The sequence below is a fragment of the Sphingomonas adhaesiva genome (assembly GCF_036946305.1).
GTDB classification, from domain to species: domain Bacteria; phylum Pseudomonadota; class Alphaproteobacteria; order Sphingomonadales; family Sphingomonadaceae; genus Sphingomonas; species Sphingomonas adhaesiva_B.
The window spans coordinates 581,345-605,841 of the sequence record NZ_JAQIJJ010000002.1; the positions used below are offsets into that span (position 1 = coordinate 581,345).

Sequence of the window (24,497 nt, forward strand, 5' to 3'; positions counted from 1 at the left end):
CTTTAGCGACTCGGGTCCACAACGATCCCGACCTCAAGCGCCGGGGGGTATTTCGGCGTTCATGCTGACGAAGGGCTGACGCGGGCGTGTTCTTGCGCGAGCAACAGGGGCTGGAGCTGGCCGGGGCGGCGGGAGCCCGCGCGTTCGGGCGCGAGCTGGTGCCGCTGGCCGATCGCAGCCTGTACGACCGGCTGCGCATCGCCGCGGCGACCACCGACTGGACCCCCGACCTGGGGCAGCGCATCGGCTCGCGCGACTGGTGGCGGGGGCTCGCCACCTGCACCGCGCTGGCGGGTGCGGCATGGATGCTGTCGCCGGGGTTTCGGCCGATCACCGGCTATACCGCGCCGGTCGCGATCGGCGCCGCGTTCGAGGAGACGCGGACGCAATCGATCGCGCCGCTGGGGCTGGGCGCCACCACCGGGCGGCGGATGGCGGCGGGCGCGCTGGTGCGCCCGCTGGCCGAGACGCCGGAGCGCCCGCAGGTCGAGCTGACCGCGGCGCTGGCGGATGGCGATACGTTGCGCAACGCGCTCCAGCGCGCCGGGGTCGGCGGGGGCGAGGCGGGGCGCGTCGCCGATCTGGTCGCGGGTGCGGTGAAGCTCGACGATCTGCGCCCCGGCACGATCCTGTCGCTGACATTGGGGCGGCGCCCGACGAAGTTCCAGCCGCGCCCGCTGGAGGCGCTGGCGTTCCGCGCCGCGTTCGACCTCAACCTGTCGGTCAACCGCACGCTGGACGGCGGGCTGGCGCTGGACCGTCATCCGATCGCGATCGACCGTACCCCGCTGCGCGTGCGCGGGATCGTCGGGCCGAGCCTGTACCGCTCCGCGCGCGCCGCGGGCGTCCCGGCGCGGGTGGTGGAAGCCTATATCAAGGCGCTGGCGGGCAGCATGTCGATCGGCGACGTCGCGGCATCGGACACGTTCGACCTGGTCGCCGATCAGGCGCGCGCCGCCACCGGCGAGGTCGAGGTCGGGCAGCTGCAATATGCCGGGCTGGAGCATAACGGCCGCCGCCTCCAGCTGGTGCGCTGGGGCGAGAACGGTTCCGGCACCTTCATGGACGCCAACGGCCAGTTTGAGCGTCGCGGTGCGATGGGGATGCCGGTCGCGGGGCACGTCACCTCCACCTTCGGGATGCGGATGCACCCGCTGCTCGGCTTCATGCGGATGCACAAGGGGATGGACATCGGCGCCCGCTATGGCGCGCCGATCATGGCCGCGGTCGACGGCGTGGTGCAGTTCGCGGGCCGCTCCGGCGGCTATGGCAATTTCGTCAAGCTGGCGCATGCCGGCGGGCTGGCGACCGGATACGGCCATATGAGCCGGATCGCGGTGTCCGCGGGCGCGCGGGTCAGGCGGGGACAGGTGATCGGCTATGTCGGGTCGACCGGCATCTCCACGGGGCCGCACCTGCACTGGGAAGTGTGGAAGAACGGCCGCCCGGTGAACCCGCGCTCGATCTCGATGGCGAGCATCCAGACGCTGCCGGCCGACACGCTGCGCGCGATGAAGGCGAAGATCGCGCGACTGCTGGAGACGGCGGCGCGGTAGTGTTCTCTAGCCCCTCCCCTTCAGGGGAGGGGTTGGGGGTGGGGGAGGTCTCACCGAGACCGGCGTTCGTGGCCTTTGACTGCCCCACCCCAACCCCTCCCCTGAAGGGGAGGGGCTTTAGAAGGTCACCGCCCCTGTGCGCGCCAGCGCTGGATCGTGCGGGCGATGATGTCTTCCTCGCCGCCGGTTTCGCGCCACAGCGACGAGAAGATCGGGTCGGCCGATGCCGGGCGCTTGCCCTCTTCCAGCGCGTCGAACGCGACGCGGATCGGGATCGCGACGCCCTCGCCGCAGACGATGCACTCGCGGTTGCGCAGCGCGGGCAGTGTGTCGAGGAAGCCGCGCGCACCCTCCGGCATCGCGGCGCGCACGAACGACTGGTCGCGATCGTTGTTGAGGCGCATCGCCAGGATCGTGCCGCATTGCGACAGCACGCCCTCCGCCAGATCCGACGGGCGCTGCGTGATAAGGCCCAGCGACACGCCGTACTTGCGCCCTTCCTTGGCGATACGGCTCAGGATGCGCGCGACCGCGGTCGGCGCCTCGCGGTCGGACGGGATGTAGCGGTGCGCCTCCTCGCAGACGAGCAGGATCGGGCGCTGCGGCTCGTTGCGCGACCAGATCGCGAAATCGAACACCATCCGGCTGAGCATCGCCACGACGACGGAGGTGATCTCGCTCGGCACGCCCGACACGTCGATGATCGAGATCGGACGGCCGTCGCCGGGCAGGCGGAACACGCGGCTGACGAACGACGCCATCGTGTCCGCGACCAGCATGCCGGAGAACATGAAGCCGTAGCGCGGGTCGCCCTTCACCTCGTCGATCTTGTTCTTCAGCCGCAGATAGGGCGCGGTGTCGCCCGCGCGGTCCATCTTGCCCATTTCCTGCTGGATGATCTGCGTCAGGTCGCTGAGCAGATAGGGCACCGGCGCGTCGACGGTCAGCTTGGGGATTTCCTGCCCCAGCCGGTTCTTGGCGCGCGCGGCGAGCAGGCATTTGGCGAGGATGTCGGCATCCACCTGCCGGTCCGGGCCGGTGGCGGTCAGGAACACCTCGGCATGTTCCTCGAAATTCATCAGCCAGTACGGCATTTGCAGGTTCGACACGTCGTACAGCGCGCCGATGTCGCCGAACGCGGCGCCATATTCGCCATGCGGGTCGATCATCACGACATGCCCCTGCGGCGCCAGCGCGCAGATGCGGTGCAGGATCAGCGCGGCGGCGGTCGACTTGCCGGTGCCGGTCGACCCCAGCAGCGCGAAATGCTTGCCCAGCAGCGCGTCGATCAGCAGCGATCCGCGCACGTCGCGCGTGGGATGGACGTGGCCGATCTCGATCGCGGGGCGGTCGGGGGCGGCATGGACCTGCTTCAGGTCGGCGCCGGTCACCGGAAACACCTCGTCGCCGGGCATCGGGTAGCGGGTGACGCCGCGGCGGAAGTTGTAGAGCCGTGCGGTCAGCCGCTCCTCGTCCGCCTCCCCCAGGAAGTCGATCGAGGCGACGACCTGGTCGCCCGTCGTGCTGGAGAGCCGCAGCGTGCGGATGCTGGCGAGCAGCCAGCTGGTGCCGACGCGCACCTTCACCTGCCCGCCGACCTGCCCGGTGGCGGCGACGATCGGGTCGGGGTGCGTCGTCAGCGCGGCGAGCGCGGTCGCGTCCAGCACCACCTCGCTCTGCGCGCCCGCGATCTCGCGGACGTAGCCGACGGGGTCGATCGCGAGCGGATCATGCGCGCCGGTGTTGAATGCGGAAGCCGCCGGAATGTCGTTCATGCGTGCCCCGCGCCATCTTCTATGCTGCGGGACGTAAAGGGAAAAAATGAAGAAAGCGTGCAGCGCGTCAGCCGCGTGCGGCCCAGCGCCCCGCCGCCCAGCCGAGCAGCACCGACAAGGCCACCGCGCTCAGCCCGTAGAGGATGGCATGGCGATCCGCCGCCTGCGCCACGAAGCGTTCGAACCCGGACTTGCGGATATCGATGTCGCGCACCGCCGCGGCCAGCACGCGGCCGTCGCGGATCAGGAAGGTCTCCGCGGTGAAGCGCCCGACCGGCACGCGCGCGGGGATCGCGACGCGCGCACGATACAGGACGCCGCCCGCGATCTCGACCGCGCCCGGCGCCTCGTAGAACAGGCCGGCGCGGGTGCGCTGCTCCACCAAGCCGCGGGTGAAGCGGTCCTGCACCGGCGCGGGTGCGGCGGAGGCGGGGGAGAGTTGCAGGCTGTCGAGCCCCAGTTCGTAGATGGCGCGGGTGCGCGCATCGACCAGCGCCGGCAACGGGCGCGACGAGGCGACGGCGTAGAAGCTGGGCGCGGAGCGATAGCGCAACTGTCCGGCGTTGACCCAGATGCCGGCCACCTTCTCCTTCTCGCGGATCACGATCGACTGGGTGGGGCCTTTCACGACGATGACGACGTCGGTCGGCGCCGCGCCGCGCGGCATGCGCCCGCCGGGATAGAGGATCGCGCCGAACAGCAGCAGCTCCGCGCCGGTGAAGCTGTACGCGATCTCGATATTGCGCTGCGAGACGTCGGGGACCAGCACCGGCTTCGCCTGCGCGGTCAGCAGCGGCGCGGCGAGCAGGAGCGCGACCCGTTTCACGACAGCTCGACCGAATAGATTTCGTCGGGACGCCAGCCGAGCCCGAGCGCGATGCGACCCGCCACCAGCAGCACCATGATCGCGAGCGCGAGGCGCAGGTATTCGGGCTTCGCCTTCGCCGCGAAGCGCGCGCCCACCTGCGCGCCGACGACCGAGCCGACCAGCAGCAGCGCGGCGAGCACGATATCGACCGCCTTGGTGGTGGTGGCGTGGACCATCGTCGCGGCGGCGGTGACGAACAGGATCTGGAACAGGCTGGTCCCCACCACCACCGCGGTCGACATGCCCAGCAAATAGATCATCGCGGGCACCAGCACGAAGCCGCCGCCGATGCCGAGCAGGATCGTCAGGATACCAGTCGCGAATCCCAGCAGCAGCGGCGCGAGGGGCGAGATGTACAGCCCCGAAGCGTAGAAGCGCATCCGGAACGGCAGCGAGGCGACCAGCGGATGATGCCGCCGGCGGCGTGCCGGCGCCGCGCGGCGCCCGCGCGAGACGAGGATCGCGACCACCGCCTCGCGCAGCATCAGCGTGCCGATCGTGCCCAGCAGCAGGACATAGGTGATCGCGATGACGGTATCGATCTGCCCCCATTGCTGGAGCAGGCGGAACAGCCACGCGCCGAACAGCGACCCCAGCACGCCGCCGACGACCAGCACCGTGCCCATCCGCGTGTCCACCCCGCCGCGGCGGAAATGCGCGAACACGCCCGATACGCTGGCGCCGGTCACCTGCGTCGCGGCCGAGGCGGCGGCGACGGTGGGGGGGATGCCATAGACGATCAGCAGCGGCGTGGTCAGGAACCCGCCGCCGACGCCGAACATGCCCGACAGCAACCCGACGCCCGCGCCCAGCGCGATCATCACCAGCGCGTTCACCGACAGGTTCGCGATCGGCAGGTAGAGGTCCATGACGCGGTCGTCGCTACCCGGTTCGGCGCGCGCGCGCCATTCAGAAGTCGGTGCCGAGCGACAGCGCCGGGCCGGATGCCGGGCGTGCATCGCCCGCGATGCGCTGTCGCCAGTCGAGCGTCACGCGCAGGCGGCGTGCGCCTGCGGGGAGCGTCAGCGCGGCGGTGGGGCCGATGTCGGCTCGCGCGGCACCACGCTGTGCCGCCCCCCACGCGCCCATGCCGACATCGAGGGCGGGCATGATCGGGCGCGCCACCCGGACGGCGCCGTCGGCATAGGGTTCCACGCCGTCGCGCGCGATCGCGCCGGCCTGCGCATAGCCGTCGAGACGGAAGCCGGCGGCGAGCGGGCGGTCGTCGACGCCGCCCGAGACGCCCAGCGCGGTGCCGCCGCGACTCCCCGCGATGCCGAGGCGGCGTTCGAGCGCGAGGCGCACCGGCAGCGTGCGCGGCTGCCATTCGATGCCGACCGCGGCCTCCTGCTGGCGCACCGCCAGCGCGCTTGACATGCGCACCGCCAGCGCGATGCGGCGGTCGATGTCGAGCGTATAGGCGAGGCGCGCGCCGATCTGGCTGCCGCCCAGCTGCGGAGTGGCGACGCCCGCGCGCTGGCGCCCGTCGCGCACGATGCCCCAGGCGCTGCCCGACCAGCGCGACGGACCGGCGGGCGGCGCGGCGGGGACGCCGTAGCGCACCATCCCCAGCAGCGCGAAGGTGTGGCGATCCGTCGTGGCGGCGGCAGCGGGGGCGGGGGCGGGATCGCCGGTCGCCGGTGGCGGCGGATCGGGCGAGCGGGTCGCCTGCCGTACCGTCGGGGCGGCGGCGGGTGGCGACGGCCGCCGCCATGTCACGGGCGGCGGCACGGCGATCGGAACCGCGAGCGGCGACCCGGGGGTGGCCGGCGCCGCGGCGGTGATCGGCGGCGGGATGATCGCCCGCATCGCGTCGGGCAGGAGCGGCGCGGCGACCGGCCACAGCCACCACACGCGCGTCGCGATCCAGCCGCCCAGCACCAGCCCCATGAAGCGGAGCGGACGGCCGGTGCGGGCCGCGGTCACGCCTCGCCCGGCAGCACGTCGGGAAAGCGATGCCCGGTCTTGTCCCAGCGCGGTGGTGCCCCCGCGCAGCGTCGCGACGTAGCGCACCAATGCGCGGCGTGCGGCCAGCATCGCGATGATGTTGCCGACCAGCGCGCGCGGGAGCGACCACAGCCCCTCGCGCCAGCCATGTTCGCGCGCGGTGCCCCGCGCGCGCACCGCCAGCCGCCACGCGAGCAGCGCGGCATTCGCCATCAGCAGCAGCCGCATCGCCGCCGGGATCGCGGGTGCGGCGCCGCCGAGCAGCGCATGTGCCGCCAGCGAGACGCCGAACCCGACCAGCGCGACATAGGCGGCGAGCAGCGCCAGCACCGCCAGCGGTCCGCGGCGGTCGCGCATCCGCATCCACACCTCCGCCGCGCGCCAGCGTCCGCCCCAGCCGGTCCGGTCCCAGCCGGCGAGCGCGATCCCGGTCACCCAGCGCGCCTTCTGCCGCACCGCGGCGTCGACCGTCTCGGGGAAATAGGCGCGGGTCGCCACCAGCGCGCCGTCATGGTCGCGCCAGCGCGCGAACCGTGCGGGCAGCCCCATCGCGCCGACGCGAAGCCCCAGTTCGTAATCCTCGGTCAGGCTCTGCGCGTCGAACGGCGCATCGGCCTCCCCGGCGAGCCGGTCGAGCGCGTCGCGGCGGATCGCGCAGCCGACACCCGCCAGCGGCAGCGCCGCGCCCAGCGCGGCACGCACCACCAGGTGGCGCCCGTGCGACTCCGCGAATTCGTCGGCATAGGTGCCCGACACCAGCCGGCGTCGCGCGTCGATCAGCGGCACGACCGGCAATTGCACCAAAGCGGCCTCGCGCAGATGGTGGTCGAACACGCGCAGCTCGGCCGGGTGGACCACATCCTCCGCATCGTGCAGCACGACCGCGGCGGTGTGCCGGGCATCCGCGGCGTCGGCGCGGCGCAGCGCATGCCACAGGGTGTTGAGGCAATCCGCCTTGGTGGTCGGGCCGTCGGCATCGCCGACGACCAGCCGGACCCGCGCATCGCCCGCCGCGACGTCCGCGACCGCGGCGATCGTGGCGGGATCATTGGGATAGCAGCCGACGTACAGGCGATAATCGGGATGGTCGTAGCGGCGCAGCGCCGCGGCCAGCATCGCACCGATCACGCGATGCTCGTCCCAGGCGGGCACGAACACGGCGAGGCGCAGCGGGGGCGCGGCGGGCAAGGCCGCGAGCGGCAGCGGCGGGCGATGACGGAGGCGCCAGATGACGTCGAGCGCGAGGTCGTCCACCCCGCCGATCAGGATCGCGATCGCGGCGAACAGCGTCACCTCCGCTCGCGCCGCATCGAGCAGGACCAGCCCATCGGCGGTCGCTGCCGCGAAAACGTCCCCCCACGCCCACATGGATCAGTATCCTGCGGAAGCTGTGGCGCATCTGCAACGCTTTTCCACCGACGCGCCACGATCGGTCGCCGGGAGGTGTGATCGACGAACCATCTGGCCGGCGAAGCGTTGGCGCGCCGGTCCCTTTCCCCCTTTCGGGACCGAGTGCCGACCCCAAGCCGGTACTGGCCGCGTCGCGCGTTGTTGCGACGCGGCCGAACCGTCTCTGGGGTTGGTCAGATCGGGTCAGAAGCCGTGGCGTGCATCCCAGCCGTCGCGCTGATAGCCGTCGCGATCGTCGTAACGCCCGTCATAGCCCCGCCCCTCATAGCCCCGGTCGTCGCGCCAATCGCGCCCCCAGCGACCGTCGCGGCCGCCGCGTCCGTAGATCACCTGGCGATAGGCGGCGCGGGCCTGGTGCAGCTCGGCCTGCTGGCGGCGGATGTCCCACACATTGCCGCGTTCGCGCGCACGTTGCAGATCGCGCTCCTCGCGCATGATATCCTGGCGATAGCGCCACAGGTCGCCGCGCGATTGCGCGGACGCGCCGCTCGCGACCAGGGAAGCGGGGATCAGCGTGGCGGCGATCAGCGCCGCGGTCATCAGCTTACGCATCACTACAAGCCTTTCGTTCGACCGGGGCGGCACCGGGGATCGGTGCCACCATGGCGAACGGTCTAGGCCCGGCGCGCTGAACGCCGCGGGAATGGCGTCGTCAGCGAAACGACAGGTTCGTCAGGGCTGGCCGCTGCGATTGCCGCCGGCGCCGCCACCCGCCGCACCGGGTGCCCCCACGGTGCCGATATTGCCGAACAGGTCCTGGAAGAAGCCGCGATGGCGCCCCAGCGTCGGCGTCGTCTTGCCCCAGGGATCGATGTTGGCGACCTGTTCGATCCCCGACTTGCGCACCGCGGTGACGTTGCCGGCCTGGTCGAAGCTGATCTGGAGCGTCAATTGCTCCTTCGGCTTGGGCGGATTGAACGCGTAATTGCGGCTGTCGCGCGCGATATAATACCAGTCGCCCTGGTTGAACTGGCTGGCGAAGCTGGGCGTGCCGAGCGTGGCGAGCACCGACTGGCGGTTGTCGACGCCGGGCTGCACCGAATTCACCAGATCGGCATCGACGATATAACCCTGGTGCGAGCGCAGCGGGGTGCATCCGGCGGCCAGGACGCCGGCCAGAAGCGAGAAAGCGAGAAGGGGGCGCATCGATACTCCGCGTGACACCAGCGTTGGGGGCCGTCGCCGCAACGCGTGCGTGGACTTTGCGGCCGTGCGCCTCAATATGCTGCCCGACCGCGCGAGACAAGCGCGCGGCGACGCGAGGGAACGAACGCTTTGGGTTGGTTGAAAGGAAAGTTGGCCGGCGTGTTCGGCGCGCGCGACCGCACCGCCGCGCTGCCGCTGTACGATGCGGTGATCGCGCGCGCGCGCGCGCCGCACTGGTATCTGGACGGGCAGGTGCCCGATACGCTGGACGGGCGGTTCGACATGGTCGCCGCCGTGCTGGCGATGGTGGTGCTGCGGCTGGAGCGGGACGAGGGCGGCGCGCCGGTGATCGCGCAGCTGACCGAGCGGTTCGTCGACGACATGGACGCGCAGGTGCGCCAGATCGGCTTCGGCGACATGGTGGTGGGCAAGCATGTCGGCCGCATGATGGGGATGCTGGGCGGACGGCTGGGCGCCTATCGCGAGGGGCTGGACGACGGCACGCTGGATGCGGCGCTGGTGCGCAACGTCTATCGCGGGCAGGCGCCGGCGAGCGATGCGGTGGCGCATGTGCGCGACTCGCTGACGCAATGGCGCGCCGCGCTGGAGGCGGTGCCGCTCGACGCGATCACGCGCGGGGAATTGCCGTGAGCGCGCCCGAATTCTCGCGCGTCGAGCGGCTCGACACGATCGGCGGCGAGGAGCGCATGGTCGCGATCGCCGCGACGGCGGAGGAGCGCGCGGCGCTGGCGCAGCGATTCGCGCTGGTCGCGGTCGAACGGCTGGAGGCGGAGGTCGCGATCCGCCGCACCGGTGCGGGAATCGCGGCGAAGGGTGTCGTGCGCGCGGAGGTGGTGCAGGCCTGCGGCGTCACCGGCGACCCGCTGCCCGAGAGGGTGGAGGAGGCGATCGACCTGCTGTTCGTCGAACCCGCCGAGGCGGAGGACGAGGTGGAGCTGGACGAAGGCGCGCTCGACACGATCGAGATCGACATGGGAAAGGGGGGCGGCGGGATCGACCTGGGCGAGGCGGCGGCGGAGACGATGGCGCTGGCGCTCGATCCCTTCCCGCGCAGCCCGCGCGCGGCCGCGGTGCTGAAGGAAGCGGGCGTGCTGAGCGAGGAGGAGGCCGGGCCGTTCGGCGCGCTGGCGGGACTGAAGGCGAAGCTGGAGGGGAAATAACCCCATCGTCGCCCCGGCGCAGGCCGGGGCCTTGTGGTGGTGGATCGGGGCAGGAGCCGCGGAAGATCCCAGCCTTCGCTGGGATGACGTGGTCGGGGCGACGGATCAGATCAGCGCCAGTTCGCTCAGCCGCCCGACCAGCGCGGGCGGCATCGCGGCGAGGCCGTCGGCCGCCTCCCCGCCCAGATCGACCGGGGCCTCGACGCCTTCCAGATAGCGCCAGCCCTGGTGCGCGCGCTTCGGCCGGGCCTGTACCAGCCGCAGCGCGGGGTCGATGTGGATCGCGATGCGTCCCCCCTCGGCGTCGCCGAACGACAGGATCGGCGAGCGCGCGACCAGCTGGTGCTTGATGATCCAGAAGAGCGAGCCGGCTCCGGCGATCTCCTCGTGCCGTTTGGGGAGGTAGCGGGTCGTCAGGAACACCGGTCCCGCCTCCGCGCGTGCCGCCAGTCGCTCGGCGAGCAGGTCGACGCTGGCGGCGCCGAAGGCGACCTTGGTGAGATGGAGCGGCATTACGCGCGATGTGGGGGAGGGGGTGCGGGGGTGCAAGGCGCGATAGCTCCCCTCCCTTCGAGGGAGGGGTCGGGGGTGGGTGGCGTGACCGTGATACGGTCGAGCTTCACGCCAACCCTTCCGTACCATCAGGACGCCACCCACCCCCAGCCCCTCCCTTGAAAGGGAGGGGAGCAAGCAGGGCGTTACCCTCCCAGACCCCACAGGGTTGCGAGGCCCAGGAACGACAGGAACCCCATCACGTCCGTCGCGGTCGTCACGAACACCGCGGATGACACCGCGGGATCGACGTTCGCCTTGTCCAGCGCCACCGGCACGACCACGCCGACCAGCCCGGCGACGACCGAGTTGATCATCATCGCCAGCGCGAACACGATCGACAGCCCGCCATTGCCCAGCAGCACATAGCTGCCGATCGCGCCCACCGCGCCCAGCGCGATGCCGTTGCAGATCGCGACGCGGAACTCGCGGAACAGCATCCGGACGGTGTTGGAACTGGTCAGCTGGTTGGTGGCGATCGCGCGGACCATCACCGCCAGCGTCTGCGTCCCCGCATTGCCGCCCAGCGCGGAGACGATCGGCATCAGCGCGGCGAGCAGCGCGAAGCGCGCGATCTCGCCCTGGAACAGTCCGACGACCGAGGCCGACAGGATCGTCGCGCCCAGATTGACCACCAGCCAAGCGACGCGGGTGCGCACCGTCACCGCGATCGGCTCGTTGATGTCGCCGTCGCCCGCGCCCGCGAGGCGCAGCGTGTCCTCGCCCGCCTCTTCCTGGATAATGTGGACGACGTCGTCGACGGTGATCATGCCGACCAGCCGCCCCGACGCATCCGTCACCGCGGCGGAGATCAGCGCATATTTCTGGAAGCGCAGCGCCACCTCTTCCTGGTCCATGTCGACCGGGATCAGCGTCTGCTCGCGCTTCATGACGTCGCCGATCGGAATGCCGCGCGGGGTGCGCAGGATCCACGACAAGGCGCAGGTGCCGATCGGGCGGTGCCCCGGATCGACGACGAAGATCTCCCAGAAGTCGGTGGTCAGCTCGTCATGCCCGCGCAGATAGTCGAGCACGTCGCCGACGGTCCAATGTTCCGGCACCGCGACCAGGTCGCGCTGCATCAGGCGGCCGGCGGATTCCTCCGGATAGGACAGCGCTTCCTCGATCGCGGCGCGATCGTCCGGCTCCATCGCGCGCAGGACCTCGCGCTGGTCCTCCGGCTCCATGTCCTCGATGATCGCGACCGCGTCGTCGGTATCGAGTTCGCTGGCGATGTCCGCGACCTGGCGCGCGTCGAGCGCGTCGATCAGGTCCTCGCGGACGTAATCGTTCATCTCCGCGAACACGTCCGCGTCGACCAGGTCCGCGATCGCGGCGGCCAGATCCTTGCGGCGCTCCTCCGGCGTCAGCTCGAACAGGTCGGCGATATCGGCGGGGTGGAGCGGCTCGACCAGCGCGCGCGCGGCCTCCGCATCGCCCTCCTCGACCGCGTCGAGCACCGCGGAGACGAACTCCGGCTTCAGCCGGTCGTCCTCGTCCAGCCGGGTGTCCTCCGCCACGGGAAGCTCGGTGTCGCTCATGGGCCGCCTCCCTGTTGCCGCGTGCTTGTAGCTGCAGGGGCGGCCCTAGCGCGGCCTCTGGCGATTTGCCAGCGGGCGCCCGCATCACTACCTGCGCGGCATCTGTCCCGAAAGGATTCCCATGGCCGATACCTATTCCACGCTGACGATGACGCTCGACGACGGCGACGTCACGATCAAGCTGCGCCCCGACCTGGCGCCGAACCATGTGCAGCGCATCGCCGAGCTGGCGAACGAAGGCTTCTATGACGGCGTGCCGTTCCACCGCGTGATCCCCGGCTTCATGGCGCAGGGCGGCGACGGCGGGAACCACAATGGCACCGGCGGCTCGTCCAAGCCGAACCTGAAGCAGGAATTCAACAAGGAGCCGCACGTGCGCGGCGTGTGCTCGATGGCGCGCACGATGGATCCCAACAGCGCGAACTCGCAATTCTTCATCTGCTTCGACGACGCGCGCTTCCTCGACGGGCAATATACCGTGTGGGGCGAGGTGACCGAGGGCATGGAGCTGATCGACGCGCTGCCCAAGGGCGAGCCGCCCGCGAACCCGGGCAAGATCGTGAGCATGAAGGCGGAATAAGCCGCCCTCCGTCACCCCGGCCTTGAGCCGGGGTCCCGCTTCTTCTGCGACGCTGGAGACAAGCGGGACCCCGGATCACGTCCGGGGTGACGGGGTTCTCACGCCTCGCGCAGCGTCGCGATCAGCCAGTCGCGGAACAGCCGTACCGGCTTCGTCTGCAACGCGCGCGGGCGACAGGCGAACCAGTAGCTGTACGGGCTGGTCACATCGATATCGAACAGCTTGACCAGACGCGGATCGTTGGCGTCGTGGAAATGGCTTTCGTGCATGAACGCCACGCCCAGCCCCTGCGCCGCCGCCTCCAGCATCAGCGCGCCCGAATCGAAATAGTCGATCGCGGCGGGCTCGATCCCGCCCAGCCCGGCGGCATGACGCCACGCCACGAACGTGTCGATCATCTCGCGGTGGAGCAGCACCGTATGGTCGGCGAGCTGTTCCGGGCGGACCAGCGGATCGTCGCCCTCCACCAGCCGGCGTGCCGCGATCGGATAGACCATGTTGCGGTCCAGCCGCTCCGCATACAGCGTGGGATCGATATCGCGCGCCAGCACGATGACCGCGTCCAGCCCCTCGCCCAGCCGGCCGATCGCATTGGCGGCGGTGTCGATGTCGAGGTGCAGCTCGGGATGCGCGGCGCGCAGGTCCGCCAGCCGCGGGAACAGCCGCTGCGAGGCATAGAGCGGCAGCACGCCCAGCCGCAGCCGCAGCACGTCGGTGCCGCTGGTCATCGATTCGATCGCGTCGGACAGCCCGTCGAGCGCCGGTGCGATCGCCGACAGCAGCCGCTCGCCATCGGCATTGGGAACCATCGCCTGATGACGACGGTCGAACAGCGGGCGCGCCAGGAAGCGCTCCAGCGTCTGAATGCGGCGGCTGAGCGCGGGCGCGGACAGCGCCAGCTCCTGCGCCGCCGCCTTGATCGAACCCAGCCGTGCGACCGCGACGAAAGCCTCGATGGCGGTCAGGGGCGGCAGGCGGCGCATCGGACTCCGTGCAAGATCGTTGTGCGGTGCATCATGCAACTCGGTTTCCGCAGGGCAAGCCCCGTGTGCCCACACCTGCAATATTTGCAACTGTAGCGAATAATTTCGCAATTGCAAAGCATGATGCTGCACTGCACATAGAGCGTGCCTTTCAGGCATCCTCTCCTATAAAACTTTCATGGGCCGGTCGTTCGCGATCGGCCTTTTTTTCGTGCGCCCGGCCGGTGGCGGGTGCATTCGGGAACCGGCGCCCTATCTTCCGCGCTCGTTGACGAACGACGGGTCGATGGAAGGAAGCGGCATGGCCGACGCCGAGGACAGGGCAGCGGACGAAAAGGCGATCAGGCTACAGGTCGCGAATGCGCGCCCGGAGGATAGCGGGCGCGGCGTCGCGCATCTGCCGCGCTCGATCATGGCGCAGCTGGGCATCACCGACGGCGATGTGGTGGAGATCGTCGGCAAGAAGACGACGCCGGCGCGCGCGGTCGGCCCCTATGCCGAGGACGAGGGGCTGGAGCTGCTGCGCATCGACGGGTTGCAGCGCGCCAATGCCGGCGTCGGCTCGGGCGATTTCGTCGCGGTGCGCAAGGTGGAAAGCAAGGCGGCGACGCGCGTCGTCTTCGCCCCCGCGCAGCAGAACCTGCGGTTGCAGGGATCGACCAACGCGCTGAAGCGCACCTTCTTCGGCCGGCCGCTGTGCGCGGGCGATGTGGTCGCGACCGCGGGGCACCAGCGGGTGCAGAACATGCCGCCCGGAATGGAGCGGTTCGTCAATGCGCCGGCCTATGCGTTGCAGGAAATCCGCCTGACCGTCGTCTCCGCCGCGCCCAAGGGCGTGGTGCATATCGACGAGAACACCGAGATCGAGCTGCGTCCCGAATATACCGAGCCGGAGGCGACGCGGCGCGCCGACGTCACCTATGACGACATCGGCGGCATGGCCGGGACGATCGACCAGCTGCGCGAGATGGTCGAGCTGCCGCTGCGCTACCCCGAGCTGTTCCAGCGGCTGGGCGTCGATCCGCCCAAGGGGGTGCTGCTCCACGGCCCGCCCGGCACCGGCAAGACGCGGCTGGCGCGCGCGGTCGCGAACGAGAGCGATGCGCAATTCTTCCTGATCAACGGGCCGGAGATCATGGGATCGGCCTATGGCGAGTCGGAACAGCGGCTGCGCCAGGTGTTCGAGGAAGCGACCAAGAACGCCCCCTCGATCGTCTTCATCGACGAGATCGATTCGATCGCGCCCAAGCGCGGGCAGGTGTCGGGCGAGGCGGAGAAGCGCGTCGTCGCGCAGCTGCTGACGTTGATGGACGGGCTGGAGGCGCGCGCCAATCTGGTGGTGATCGCGGCGACCAACCGGCCGGAGGCGATCGACGAGGCGCTGCGGCGGCCCGGCCGGTTCGACCGCGAGATCATCGTCGGCGTGCCCGACGAGCGCGGGCGGCGCGAGATCCTGGGCATCCACACCCGCGGCATGCCGCTGGGCGACAAGGTCGATCTGGGCGAGCTGGCACGCACCACCTTCGGCTTCGTCGGTGCGGACCTCGCCGCGCTGACGCGCGAGGCGGCGATCGAGACGGTGCGCCGCATGATGCCGCGGCTGAATCTGGAGGATCGCACGATCCCGCCCGAGGTGCTCGACACGCTGGCGGTGACGCGCGAGGATTTCATGGAGGCGCTCAAGCGCGTCCAGCCGAGCGCGATGCGCGAGGTGATGGTGCAGGCGCCGACGACGAAATGGAGCGACGTCGGCGGGCTGGACGATGCGCAGATGCGGCTGAAGGAAGGCGTCGAGCTGCCGCTGAAGGATCCCGACGCGTTCCGGCGGCTGGGCATTCGCCCGGCCAAGGGGTTCCTGCTGTACGGCCCGCCCGGCACCGGCAAGACGCTGCTGGCGAAGGCGGTCGCGCGCGAGGCGGAGGCGAATTTCATCGCCACCAAGTCGAGCGACCTGCTGAGCAAATGGTATGGCGAGAGCGAGCAGCAGATCGCGCGGCTGTTCCAGCGCGCGCGGCAGGTGGCGCCGTGCGTGATCTTCATCGACGAACTCGATTCGCTGGTGCCCGCGCGCGGCGGCGGGCTGGGCGAGCCGCAGGTGACCGAGCGGGTGGTGAACACCATCCTGGCCGAGATGGACGGGCTGGAGGAACTCCAGTCTGTCGTCGTGATCGGCGCGACCAACCGCCCCAATCTGGTCGACCCCGCGCTGTTGCGGCCGGGGCGGTTCGACGAGCTGATCTATGTCGGCGTGCCCAGCGCGGACGGGCGGCGGCGTATTCTGGCGATCCAGACGCAGAAGATGCCGCTGGCCGACGACGTCGACCTCGACGCGATCGCGGCGCGGACCGAGCGCTTCACGGGTGCCGATCTGGAGGATGTGGTGCGGCGTGCAGGTCTGGTCGCGTTGCGCGAATCGCTCGACACGCGACAGGTGACGCAGGTGCATTTCGAGCGCGCGCTGGAGGAAAGCCGCGCCAGCGTCACGCCGGAGGTGGAGCGCGATTATCAGCAGATGGCGGCGAAGCTGAAGCAGGAGGCGAATGCGATCCAGCCGCTGGGCTTCATCATGCCGGGGCAGCTGACGCCGAGAGGGCCGAAGGGGAGCGATTGACCGCCGTCACCCCGGGCTTGACCCGGGGTCCCGCTTTCTCGCCGGGTAGAGAGGAAGAAGCGGGATCCCGGGTCAAGCCCGGGATGACGGGCTACACCACCGGATCGTCGAAGCTCACCACCTCCGGCGGCGCCGGATCGCGCAGCGCGAACCAGCACCAGACGAACAGGATCACGCAGGCCGCGCCCGCCACGACATAGGGCAGCGCATGGGTGATCTGGTACAATCCCACGCCGATCGACGGGCCGAGCACGAAGCTGGCGCCGTTGATGCTGGTGACCTTGCCCGCGACCGACCCCTGCGATTCCGGCCCGACCGCGAGGCTGGAGCCGGCGGTGAAGCCGGGGCGGGTGAAGCCGAACCCCAGGCTGGCGAGCGCATAGGCGGTGGCGATGCCGTACAGCGACGGCGCCAGCCCGGTCAGCGCGGTGCCGAAGGCGGCGAGCACCAGTCCCGTCAGCACCAGCGCGCGCGGCCGCAGGTTGAGCAGCGGGATCAGCCCCCATTGCGCCAGCAGCGACGCGCCCGCGCCCATCATCAGCACCAGCCCGGTCGATTCCAGCGCATGCGCGGGCGGCAGGTTCATGCGGTCGATCACCAGAAAGCCGATCGCCTGGCTGGTCATCGCCTGCGCATGCCCCATCACCAGCCCGGCCATCATCCAGGTGCGGATGCGCAGGTCGAAATAGCCGACCTGCGTCCCCTTGGGCGCGATGGCGGCGCGCACGCTGGCGCCGCTGGGTTGGCCGCCGATCGAGGGATAGGCGTTGGCCGCGCCATGCGCCTCCGCGCCCAGCCCGCGATCGTCGGGCAGGCGGGTGCGCACCAGCAGGAACATGACCGCGCCGAAGGCGGCGAAGACGAACGCCGGCCCGGCGAGCCCGACGTGCAGCGTGCCGATCTGCCCCAGGATCAGATAGGGCGCGATCGCCGGCCCCATGATCGTCCCCAGCCCGAAGGCGGAGGCGAGCAGCGTGAGCGCGCGCGTCCTCTCCTCGCGCGTGGTGTTGCCCGCGACCAGCGCCTGCACCGCGGGCGGCGCGGCGGAGCCGAACGTGCCGTAGATCAGCCGCCCCAGGATGAAGAGCAGGAAGGCGGTCGTCCCGCCGATCATCGCGTTGATGCCCATCATCAGGAACACGCCGCACAGCAGCAGGCTGAGACAGAAGCCGCCCATGCCGAGCAGGATCATCACGCGCCGCCCGTGCCGGTCGGAGCGGTTGGCCCAGAAGGGTGCTGCGACCACCCACAGCAGCGCGGACACGGAAAAGGCCGCGGCGACCGCGGAATCCTTGACGCCCAGCGACCGGCCCAGCGCGGGCAGCACCGATTGCAGCGCGGTATTGCCCGCCGCGCTCGTCAGCATGACCAGGAACATCAGGACGAAGGTGGAATCGAAGCCGCGGCGCATCCTTGTCTTCGTCTCCCCTGTTGCTCGCGCGTCCTTTTGGTACGGCGCCCGACAGCGATTAGGCGCTTGGGAGCGGGGCGCAACCCCGCTAAGGCAACCGTGTCGCCGGAAAGGCGTTCGTCATCGCGATGACACGGCCGTGTCATCGTCCAGGGGATTGGAGTCGTATCTTTCCACATGCCTAGTTCGACCAACGCCATGCGGCGCGGCCGCAGCAGAGCCTCCGGCGTGCCCGGCCCCTGGCAGATGTTCTTCCAAGGTTTCCTGAAGCATCCGGTGATGGTCGGGTCGATCATCCCGTCGTCCGACCGGCTGATCGCGAAGATGCTGGGGCCGGTCGACTGGGCGAACACGAAGCTGTTCGTGGAATACGGCCCCGGCGTCGGCACCTTCTGTCGCCCGATCCTGGAGAAGATGGCGCCCGACGCGACGCTGATCGCGATCGACACCAATGCGGACTTCATCCGCTACCTCAACCACACCATCACCGACAGCCGCTTCGTCGCGGTCCATGGCTCGGCGGCGGATGTCGAGCGGATCGTCGCCGAACACGGGCACGATGCCGCCGACTATGTGCTGTCGGGATTGCCGTTCTCCACGCTGCCCGATGGCGTCGGCCCGGCGATCGCCGCCGCGACGCAGCGCGTGATCCGCCCCGGCGGCGCCTTTCTGGTCTATCAGTTCAGCCCCAAGGTGCGCGACTTCATCGCACCGCATTTTCCGCGCATCGACCATGACATGGAATGGTGGAACGTGCCGCCCGCGCAGCTTTACTGGGGCTGGAAGGAATAGGAACGAGACCATCGTCCGTTCGTCTCGAATAGTCGTCGAGCTTGTCGAGGCGGCGTATCGAGAGATGGGGCCGCCGGTCCATGACTCTCGATACGGGATCTCGGCAGGCTCGATTCCTACGCGAGACGAACGGGGATTGTTGACGGTTGGGGCGCCATGCCCCGGACACGCCCCTCGGCATAATCCTGCGACATTTGCGCCGTAGCGCGGCGCTCCGTTTCCCCACGGAGTTGCCGATGCGCCTTTCCCTCCTCCTGCTCGCCGGTGTCGCGGCCGTCCCGGTCCATGCGCAGACCGCGGCGCCCGCCAGACAGGCGCCCGCGCCGGCGCCCGCATCGGACGAGGACGAGGAGGAGGGCGGCCCCGACATCGTCGTCACCGGATCGCGATCGCAACCGGGCGCGGTGATCGGGGACATCACCCCCGAACAGCAATTGTCGCCCGCCGACATCCGCAGCTACGGCGTCGGCTCGGTCAGCGAACTGCTCAACGAACTGGCGCCGCAGACCGCGTCGGGGCGCGGCGCGGGCGGGGCGCCGGTGGTGCTGCTCAACGGACGGCGCATCTCCGGCTTTCAGGAGATCCGCAACCTGCCTACCGAGGCGATCGCGCGGGTCGATATCCTGCCCGAGGAAGTGGCGCTGAAATACGGCTATCGTGCCGACCAGCGCGTGGTGAACTTCGTCCTGCGCCGCCGTTTCCGCGCGGTGACCGCGGAGGCGGAGGACCGCATCGCGACCGAGGGCGGGCGCCACCAGCCGCAGGGCGAGCTGGACCTGCTGCGCATCCGCAACAACGGCCGCGTCAACCTGCACCTGGAATACAGCCGCGCCGATGCGCTGACCGAGGACGAGCGCAATATCGTCCAGCCGGCGAGCAACGCGGCGGTGGCCGGCAATGTCGTCGCCGCGCGCGGCACTACGCTGGGCGGCGGGCTGGGGCAGGTCGCGGGCGTGCCCGCGAGCGCGGCGACCCGCGCGCCGGCGTTGGGCGATTTCCTCGCCACGCCCCATGCCACCGATGCGGGCGCCTATCGCACCCTGCTCCCGGAGCAACGCACCTTCTCCGCCAACGGCACCTATGCCACCACCATCTTCGGCGATGTCGCCGCCAGCCTGAACGCGACGGTGGACCGGACCACGACGCTCGCGCTGCGCGGGCTGCCGTCGGTCGCGCTGGCGCTGCCGGCGGGCAATCCCTTCTCGCCCTTTGCGGACGGCGTCACGGTCGCGCGCGCGTTCGACGATCAGGGCGCGTTGACGCAGCGCGTCGGCACGACCGACCTGCACCTGGGGGCGACGCTGAACGGCGACAAGGGCCGCTGGCGCTGGTCGGTGACCGGCACCGTCGATCGCGACAGCAGCGATACGGTGACGCAGGCGGGGCTGGACACCACCGCCTTCGCCGCGCGGCTGGCGGCGAACGATCCGACCGCCAACCCCTATGGCCCGCTCGCGCTGGCGCGGCTGCCGGACAATATGGCGCGCTCCGTCGCGACATCGGCGGGGGTGGATACTCTGGTCAGCGGGCCGTTGTTCGCGCTGCCCGCCGGCGACGCCAGCACCAGCCTGCGCATCGGCGCCTCCACCAGCGACTTCACCAGCCGCACGGTGCGTGGCGGGGTGCTGACGCCGGGCGACATCGGGCGCGACGTCGCCAATGCGCAATGGAACCTCGACCTGCCGATCGCCAGCCGCAGCGCGGACGTGCTGCCGTTTCTGGGCAAGCTGTCGCTCAACGGCAATGCCGCGGTCGACCGCCTGTCGGACTTCGGCACGCTGTGGACGCTGGGCTATGGCCTCAACTGGGCGCCGCTCGACGGCGTGCGGTTGCTCGCCTCGGTCACCGATCAGGACGAGGCGCCGACCGCACAGCAGCTGGGCAATCCGCAGGTGACGACGCCCGGCGTGCGCGTGTTCGACTATGTCCAGGGCACGACCGCGACCGTGACGACGGTGACCGGCGGCAACGCGCGATTGATCGCGGACAACCGCCACGCGCTGAAACTGGGGCTGGAGATCAAGCCGTGGAGCGCGCGCGATATCAACGTTCGTGCCGATTACACGCGCCAGTCGACCGACGATCCGATCGCCGCCTTCCCCAGCGCGACCGCGGCGATCGAGCGTGCTTTTCCCGACCGCTTCACGCGCGATCCGGTGACCAACGACCTGCTGCGGATCGATTCGCGCCCGATCAACTTCGCGCGGAGCGAGCGATCGCAGCTGCGCTACGGCATCAACATGTCGTTCCGGCTAAAGTCGAAGATTCAGAAGGAGCTGGAGGCGTTCCGTGCCGGCACCGGGCCGAACCCGTTCGCGGGGCTGCGCCCGCCCGGCGGCGCCCGCCCACGCGATGGCGCGGGCGGCGGTGGCGGGCGCGGGGGCGGCGGGTTCGGTCGCTTCGGCGGCGGCGGACGCGGGGGGCAGGCCGGCGGACGCGTGCAGTTCGCGCTATACCACACCTGGCATCTGACCGAGCGGGTGACGGTGGCGGACGGCGGCCCGGTGCTGGACCTGTTGCGCGGCGATGCGATCGGTAGCGCGGGCGGGCAGCCGCGCCACGAGCTGGAGGGGCAGGCGGGCTATGTCAACAACGGGCTGGGCGCGCGGCTGTCGGTCAATTTCCAGAGCGCGACGCGGGTCGCCGGCGGCACCGCGGCGGCGCCGCAGACGCTGGACTTCGGCAGCCTGGCGACCGCCAACCTGCGGCTGTTCGCCGATCTGGGCGGCGATATCGACCGGGTGCGCGCGCATCCGTGGATGCGCGGGATGCGCGTGACGCTGCAACTCGACAATATGTTCAACACGCGCCAGCGGGTGACCGATGCCGCGGGCGCGGTGCCGATCGGGTTCCAGCCGGGCTATCTCGACCCGATCGGGCGGACGGTGCGGGTGTCGGTGCGCAAGCTGTTCTTCTGACGTTGAGGGGGATTACAGTCCCACCCGCTGTGCCAGCCACGCGGCGGCGGCCTCGGGCGTCTGCTTGTCGCGGTCGCGATCGACGCGGTAATTGGCCTCGCGCATCGCGGTCACCGGGATGCGGCCGATCAGCGGGCGCAGCGCCTCGCGGAAGCGCGCGTCGTCGCGACGCGCCGGCGCGACCAGCAGGATCGCGTCATAGCCCGGGATCGCCCCCTTCGGATCGCGCAGCACGGTCAGCCCGTCGGCGGCGATGCGCCCGTCCGAGGAGAAGGCGCTGATGACATCGGCGCGCCCGCTCGCCAGCGCGCGGTACATGAAGGTCGGGCTGTACGGCGTGGCGGAGGCGAAGCGCAGCGGATAGGCGCGCCGGATCGCCGCCCATTCGGGGCGATCGAGGAATTCCAGGTCGGCGCCCAGTGCCAGCGTGGGGGCGGCGGGGACCAGATCGGCGAGCGTCGCGATCCCCTTCGCGCGCGCGTCGCGCCCGCGCATCGCGAAGGCATAGGCATTCTCGAACCCCAGCGACCCCAATAAAGTGACGCCGCGCGACTTTTGCGCCCAATCGGCGATCGCGCGCACCTGCGCCGCGCGCGGGATCACGTCGCGCCGCGCCATCGCGCCGGTCCAGATCGTGCCGGCATAATCGACATAGACGTCGATACTGCCCCCCGCGACCGCGCCGAACGCGACCGCGGAGCCGAGCCCGTCGCGATAGCTGACGGTATAGCCCGCGCGTTCCAGCCGCGCGCCGATCAGCCGGGCGAGGATATATTGCTCCGAGAAGTTCTTGGCACCGACCACGACGGTGCGGTCGTGGCCGTCGCCGCGCGGCCATAGCGGCGCGCTGGCGGCGATCGCGGCGATCAGCAGGACCGCGCCGACGCCCCAGACCCACGGCCAGCGCCGCCGCCCCGCCGCCCGCTCGGCCAGTCCCAGCAGCGCATCGACCGCCAGCGCCAGCGCGGCGGCGGCGACGCAGCCCGCGATCACCAGCGTCCACGCTTGTGTCTGCAATCCGGCGAAGATCAGGTCGCCCAGGCTCGGCTGTCCCACCGTGGTCGACAGCGTCGCCGCGCCGATCGTCCACACCGCCGCGGTGCGCACGCCGGCCATGACGACCGGCAGCACCAGCGGCGCCTCCACCCGCCACAATTTCTGCGTGCGTGTCATGCCGATGCCGTCCGCCGCCTCCAGCACCGCCGGGTCCAGCCCGGTCAGCCCGGTGACGAGATTGCGCACGATCGGCAGCAGCGCATAGAGCGTCAGCGCCAGCAGCGCGGGCAGGAAGCCGAGCGCGGGGATGCCGCCGCCCACCAGCCCCGACAGCCACAGCAGCACGGGATAGAAGAGCGCGAGCAGCGCGAGGCTGGGGATCGTCTGCACCAGGCTGGCGAACCCCAGCACCACGCCCGCCAGCCGCGGCGCGCGCGCGGCGCGAATGCCGAGCGGCAAGGCGATGGCGAGGGCGAGGAGCAGCGCCGCCATCGCCAGCAGGAGGTGCTGCGCCGCCAGTTGCGGCACGCGCGCGAACGCCTCGGTCATCGGGCGAGGTCCGCCAGCCGGCGCGCCTGATCGCGCGGCACCGCCACCAAGGCGTCCGCCGCCGCGCCGCCCTCGCCCGCCAGCATCGCGGCGGGCGTGGCATCGGCGACGATGCGGCCGCGCTCCATCACCAGCACGCGATCGGCGGTCAGCAGCGCCTCCGCCATGTCGTGCGTGACCATGATCGTGGTCAGCGACAGATCGTCGTGGAGCCGCCGGACCGCCGCAGCCAGCGCCTCGCGCGTGACGGGATCGAGCGCGCCGAACGGCTCGTCCATCAGCAACAGTCCCGGCCCCGCCACCAGCGCGCGCGCGACGCCGACGCGCTGGCGCTGCCCGCCCGACAGGTCCGCAGGCATCCGCGTCGCCAGCGCGGCGGGCAGCTCGACCAGTTCCAGCATCGCCGCGACGCGCTCCGGATCGCGCCGCCCGACCAGCGTCAGCGGCATCGCGACATTGTCGGCGACGGTCAAATGCGGGAACAGCCCGACGTTCTGGAAGACATAGCCGATCCGGCGGCGCAGCAGGGGCGCCGGCTCCGTCGCGACGTCGGCGCCGTCCAGCGCGACGCGGCCGGCGCTGGGCCATACCAGCCGGTTAACCGTCTTCAGCAGCGTCGACTTGCCCGATCCCGAGGTGCCGACCAGCGCGACGAAACTGCCCGCCGCGATCTCCAGCGATACCGCATCGACCGCGACCGTGCCATCGTCGTACCGCTTGGTGACGCCGTCGAACGCGACGGCCGGACCGGTCGATTGTGCTGGCATCGCCCGCGACGATGCGCGAGGAACGCCGTGGAGACAAGCGGATAAGGAGCGGGTGCGATGAAGGCGATCCTGGTGACGGGGGGCGGATCGGGAATCGGCCGGGCGGTCGCGCGGCTGTTCGCCGACAAGGGCTGGCGCGTCGGGCTGGCCGATATCAGCGAGGCGGGACTGCGCGAAACCGCGGCGATGCTGTCGGCGGAACGCACCTCGACGCATGTCATGGACGTGCGCGACGCGTCGGAATGGGAGCATGTGCTGGCCGAGTTCGCCGCGCTGACGGACGGGCGCGTCGACGTGGTGTTCAACAATGCCGGGATAGCGGCGGGCGGCCCCTTCGGCGACATGGCGATCGAGGCGCTCGACCGGGTGATCGACGTCAATTTCCGCGGCATGGCCTATGGCGCGCGGCTGTCCTACCCGTATCTGAAGGCGACGCCCGGCGCGTGCCTGCTCAATACCGCGTCTGCCTCCGCGATCTATGGCACCGCCGGACTGGCGGCCTATTCGGCGACCAAGTTCGCGGTGCGCGGGCTGACCGAGGCGCTGGATGCCGAATGGGCGGCGGACGGCATCCGCGTGCGCTCGCTGATGCCCGGGTTCATCGATACCAACCTGCTGTCGGTCGGCGTCGCGGGGACGAACCGCACCGCGCGCGAGGCGGTGGTGGATTCGGGGCTGGAGTTCACGCCGGTGGAAACCGTCGCGCAGGCGGCGTGGGACGCGGTGCACGGCGATCGCGTCCACACGCCGGTGGGCAAGACCGCACGCCAGCTGACCTTCGCCACGCGCTGGCTGCCCGGGCGACTGCGCGCGACGATGACGAAACGGTCGCTGGGGCGGTAATCTACGCTCCGTTCGCCCTGAGGAGGGGCTGAGCCTGTCGAAGACCCGTCTCGAAGGGCATGCGTTGCGCT

Annotated in this window: 20 protein-coding genes; 8 read left to right on the forward strand and 12 right to left on the reverse strand. The window is 70.7% G+C overall.

Going from position 1 to position 24,497, the window contains the following annotated elements:
• The first annotated feature begins 86 nt into the window (after positions 1 to 86).
• Entirely contained in the window at positions 87 to 1,556 is a 1,470-nt protein-coding gene (locus tag PGN14_RS03050; RefSeq protein WP_335297922.1) for a M23 family metallopeptidase, read from the forward strand.
• Between the two features lie 125 nt (positions 1,557 to 1,681).
• Here the strand turns inward: PGN14_RS03050 and PGN14_RS03055 are convergent, their stop codons facing one another.
• The 6 genes from PGN14_RS03055 to PGN14_RS03080 form a co-directional block, all read right to left on the reverse strand.
• Positions 1,682 to 3,331, reverse strand: a complete 1,650-nt coding sequence (locus PGN14_RS03055; protein ID WP_335297923.1) for an ATP-binding protein — start codon at positions 3,329 to 3,331, stop codon at positions 1,682 to 1,684.
• A 67-nt stretch (positions 3,332 to 3,398) separates the two neighbouring features.
• Entirely contained in the window at positions 3,399 to 4,157 is a 759-nt protein-coding gene (locus PGN14_RS03060) for a TIGR02186 family protein (RefSeq protein WP_335297924.1), read from the reverse strand.
• Positions 4,154 to 5,068 (reverse strand): sulfite exporter TauE/SafE family protein, encoded by a 915-nt coding sequence (locus PGN14_RS03065; protein ID WP_335297925.1) that lies wholly within the window; start codon positions 5,066 to 5,068, stop codon positions 4,154 to 4,156. The genes PGN14_RS03060 and PGN14_RS03065 overlap by 4 nt, the downstream gene beginning before the upstream one ends.
• A gap of 40 nt (positions 5,069 to 5,108) precedes the next feature.
• A complete protein-coding gene (locus PGN14_RS03070; protein WP_335297926.1) occupies positions 5,109 to 7,514 on the reverse strand; it encodes a glycosyl transferase family protein in 2,406 nt (801 codons plus the stop codon).
• Between the two features lie 225 nt (positions 7,515 to 7,739).
• The gene (locus PGN14_RS03075; RefSeq protein WP_335297927.1) at positions 7,740 to 8,108 is read right to left on the reverse strand and encodes a hypothetical protein; all 369 of its coding nucleotides are present in this window, start codon (positions 8,106 to 8,108) and stop codon (positions 7,740 to 7,742) included.
• A gap of 120 nt (positions 8,109 to 8,228) precedes the next feature.
• Positions 8,229 to 8,702, reverse strand: coding sequence for an outer membrane protein assembly factor BamE (locus tag PGN14_RS03080; protein WP_335297928.1), 474 nt, complete (start codon positions 8,700 to 8,702; stop codon positions 8,229 to 8,231).
• 159 nt (positions 8,703 to 8,861) lie between these two features.
• On the opposite strand from PGN14_RS03080, the gene PGN14_RS03085 reads away from it, so the two are divergent.
• Complete coding sequence (locus tag PGN14_RS03085) at positions 8,862 to 9,353, forward strand: ubiquinol-cytochrome C chaperone family protein (protein ID WP_335298047.1); 492 nt, start codon at positions 8,862 to 8,864, stop codon at positions 9,351 to 9,353.
• Positions 9,350 to 9,883: a YceD family protein gene (locus tag PGN14_RS03090; RefSeq protein ID WP_335297929.1), complete on the forward strand. Its 534-nt coding sequence runs from the start codon at positions 9,350 to 9,352 to the stop codon at positions 9,881 to 9,883. The genes PGN14_RS03085 and PGN14_RS03090 overlap by 4 nt, the downstream gene beginning before the upstream one ends.
• A 105-nt stretch (positions 9,884 to 9,988) precedes the next feature.
• Here the strand turns inward: PGN14_RS03090 and PGN14_RS03095 are convergent, their stop codons facing one another.
• Positions 9,989 to 10,396 carry a DUF1489 domain-containing protein gene (locus PGN14_RS03095; RefSeq protein WP_335297930.1) on the reverse strand — a complete coding sequence of 136 codons (408 nt, stop codon included), beginning with the start codon at positions 10,394 to 10,396 and terminating at the stop codon, positions 9,989 to 9,991.
• A gap of 185 nt (positions 10,397 to 10,581) precedes the next feature.
• Entirely contained in the window at positions 10,582 to 11,976 is a 1,395-nt protein-coding gene (gene mgtE, locus PGN14_RS03100; protein WP_335297931.1) for a magnesium transporter, read from the reverse strand.
• 121 nt (positions 11,977 to 12,097) lie between these two features.
• On the opposite strand from mgtE, the gene PGN14_RS03105 reads away from it, so the two are divergent.
• Entirely contained in the window at positions 12,098 to 12,556 is a 459-nt protein-coding gene (locus PGN14_RS03105) for a peptidylprolyl isomerase (RefSeq protein WP_335297932.1), read from the forward strand.
• A gap of 98 nt (positions 12,557 to 12,654) precedes the next feature.
• On the opposite strand, the gene PGN14_RS03110 is transcribed toward PGN14_RS03105, so the two are convergent.
• Positions 12,655 to 13,539, reverse strand: coding sequence for a LysR substrate-binding domain-containing protein (locus PGN14_RS03110; RefSeq protein ID WP_335297933.1), 885 nt, complete (start codon positions 13,537 to 13,539; stop codon positions 12,655 to 12,657).
• A gap of 301 nt (positions 13,540 to 13,840) precedes the next feature.
• On the opposite strand from PGN14_RS03110, the gene PGN14_RS03115 reads away from it, so the two are divergent.
• The gene (locus PGN14_RS03115; RefSeq protein WP_335297934.1) at positions 13,841 to 16,150 is read left to right on the forward strand and encodes a CDC48 family AAA ATPase; all 2,310 of its coding nucleotides are present in this window, start codon (positions 13,841 to 13,843) and stop codon (positions 16,148 to 16,150) included.
• 91 nt (positions 16,151 to 16,241) lie between these two features.
• Here PGN14_RS03115 and PGN14_RS03120 read toward each other — a convergent pair whose 3' ends face one another.
• Positions 16,242 to 17,561, reverse strand: a complete 1,320-nt coding sequence (locus tag PGN14_RS03120) for an MFS transporter (RefSeq protein ID WP_335297935.1) — start codon at positions 17,559 to 17,561, stop codon at positions 16,242 to 16,244.
• A 177-nt stretch (positions 17,562 to 17,738) separates the two neighbouring features.
• Between PGN14_RS03120 and PGN14_RS03125 the strand changes: the two genes are divergently transcribed.
• Positions 17,739 to 18,353 carry a class I SAM-dependent methyltransferase gene (locus tag PGN14_RS03125; RefSeq protein WP_335297936.1) on the forward strand — a complete coding sequence of 205 codons (615 nt, stop codon included), beginning with the start codon at positions 17,739 to 17,741 and terminating at the stop codon, positions 18,351 to 18,353.
• A 236-nt stretch (positions 18,354 to 18,589) separates the two neighbouring features.
• The gene (locus PGN14_RS03130; RefSeq protein ID WP_335297937.1) at positions 18,590 to 21,271 is read left to right on the forward strand and encodes a TonB-dependent receptor; all 2,682 of its coding nucleotides are present in this window, start codon (positions 18,590 to 18,592) and stop codon (positions 21,269 to 21,271) included.
• 12 nt (positions 21,272 to 21,283) lie between these two features.
• On the opposite strand, the gene PGN14_RS03135 is transcribed toward PGN14_RS03130, so the two are convergent.
• A complete protein-coding gene (locus PGN14_RS03135) occupies positions 21,284 to 22,816 on the reverse strand; it encodes an ABC transporter permease/substrate-binding protein (RefSeq protein WP_335297938.1) in 1,533 nt (510 codons plus the stop codon).
• Positions 22,813 to 23,583 carry an ATP-binding cassette domain-containing protein gene (locus PGN14_RS03140; RefSeq protein WP_335297939.1) on the reverse strand — a complete coding sequence of 257 codons (771 nt, stop codon included), beginning with the start codon at positions 23,581 to 23,583 and terminating at the stop codon, positions 22,813 to 22,815. Before PGN14_RS03140 ends, PGN14_RS03135 begins: the two co-directional genes overlap by 4 nt.
• Positions 23,584 to 23,640: 57 nt before the next feature.
• Between PGN14_RS03140 and PGN14_RS03145 the strand changes: the two genes are divergently transcribed.
• Positions 23,641 to 24,426: an SDR family oxidoreductase gene (locus PGN14_RS03145; RefSeq protein ID WP_335297940.1), complete on the forward strand. Its 786-nt coding sequence runs from the start codon at positions 23,641 to 23,643 to the stop codon at positions 24,424 to 24,426.
• Positions 24,427 to 24,497: the final 71 nt, after the last annotated feature.

Bases quoted from the DNA above. Each gene is read 5' to 3' on its own strand.
- PGN14_RS03055 (WP_335297923.1), bottom strand. From the start codon at position 3,331: ATGAACGACATTCCGGCGGCTTCCGCATTCAACACCGGCGCGCATGAT.
- PGN14_RS03065 (WP_335297925.1), bottom strand. From the start codon at position 5,068: ATGGACCTCTACCTGCCGATCGCGAACCTGTCGGTGAACGCGCTGGTG.
- PGN14_RS03070 (WP_335297926.1), bottom strand. From the start codon at position 7,514: ATGTGGGCGTGGGGGGACGTTTTCGCGGCAGCGACCGCCGATGGGCTG.
- PGN14_RS03075 (WP_335297927.1), bottom strand. From the start codon at position 8,108: ATGCGTAAGCTGATGACCGCGGCGCTGATCGCCGCCACGCTGATCCCC.
- PGN14_RS03080 (WP_335297928.1), bottom strand. From the start codon at position 8,702: ATGCGCCCCCTTCTCGCTTTCTCGCTTCTGGCCGGCGTCCTGGCCGCC.
- PGN14_RS03095 (WP_335297930.1), bottom strand. From the start codon at position 10,396: ATGCCGCTCCATCTCACCAAGGTCGCCTTCGGCGCCGCCAGCGTCGAC.
- mgtE (WP_335297931.1), bottom strand. From the start codon at position 11,976: ATGAGCGACACCGAGCTTCCCGTGGCGGAGGACACCCGGCTGGACGAG.
- PGN14_RS03105 (WP_335297932.1), top strand. From the start codon at position 12,098: ATGGCCGATACCTATTCCACGCTGACGATGACGCTCGACGACGGCGAC.
- PGN14_RS03110 (WP_335297933.1), bottom strand. From the start codon at position 13,539: ATGCGCCGCCTGCCGCCCCTGACCGCCATCGAGGCTTTCGTCGCGGTC.
- PGN14_RS03115 (WP_335297934.1), top strand. From the start codon at position 13,841: ATGGCCGACGCCGAGGACAGGGCAGCGGACGAAAAGGCGATCAGGCTA.
- PGN14_RS03120 (WP_335297935.1), bottom strand. From the start codon at position 17,561: ATGCGCCGCGGCTTCGATTCCACCTTCGTCCTGATGTTCCTGGTCATG.
- PGN14_RS03125 (WP_335297936.1), top strand. From the start codon at position 17,739: ATGCCTAGTTCGACCAACGCCATGCGGCGCGGCCGCAGCAGAGCCTCC.
- PGN14_RS03130 (WP_335297937.1), top strand. From the start codon at position 18,590: ATGCGCCTTTCCCTCCTCCTGCTCGCCGGTGTCGCGGCCGTCCCGGTC.
- PGN14_RS03135 (WP_335297938.1), bottom strand. From the start codon at position 22,816: ATGACCGAGGCGTTCGCGCGCGTGCCGCAACTGGCGGCGCAGCACCTC.
- PGN14_RS03140 (WP_335297939.1), bottom strand. From the start codon at position 23,583: ATGCCAGCACAATCGACCGGTCCGGCCGTCGCGTTCGACGGCGTCACC.
- PGN14_RS03145 (WP_335297940.1), top strand. From the start codon at position 23,641: ATGAAGGCGATCCTGGTGACGGGGGGCGGATCGGGAATCGGCCGGGCG.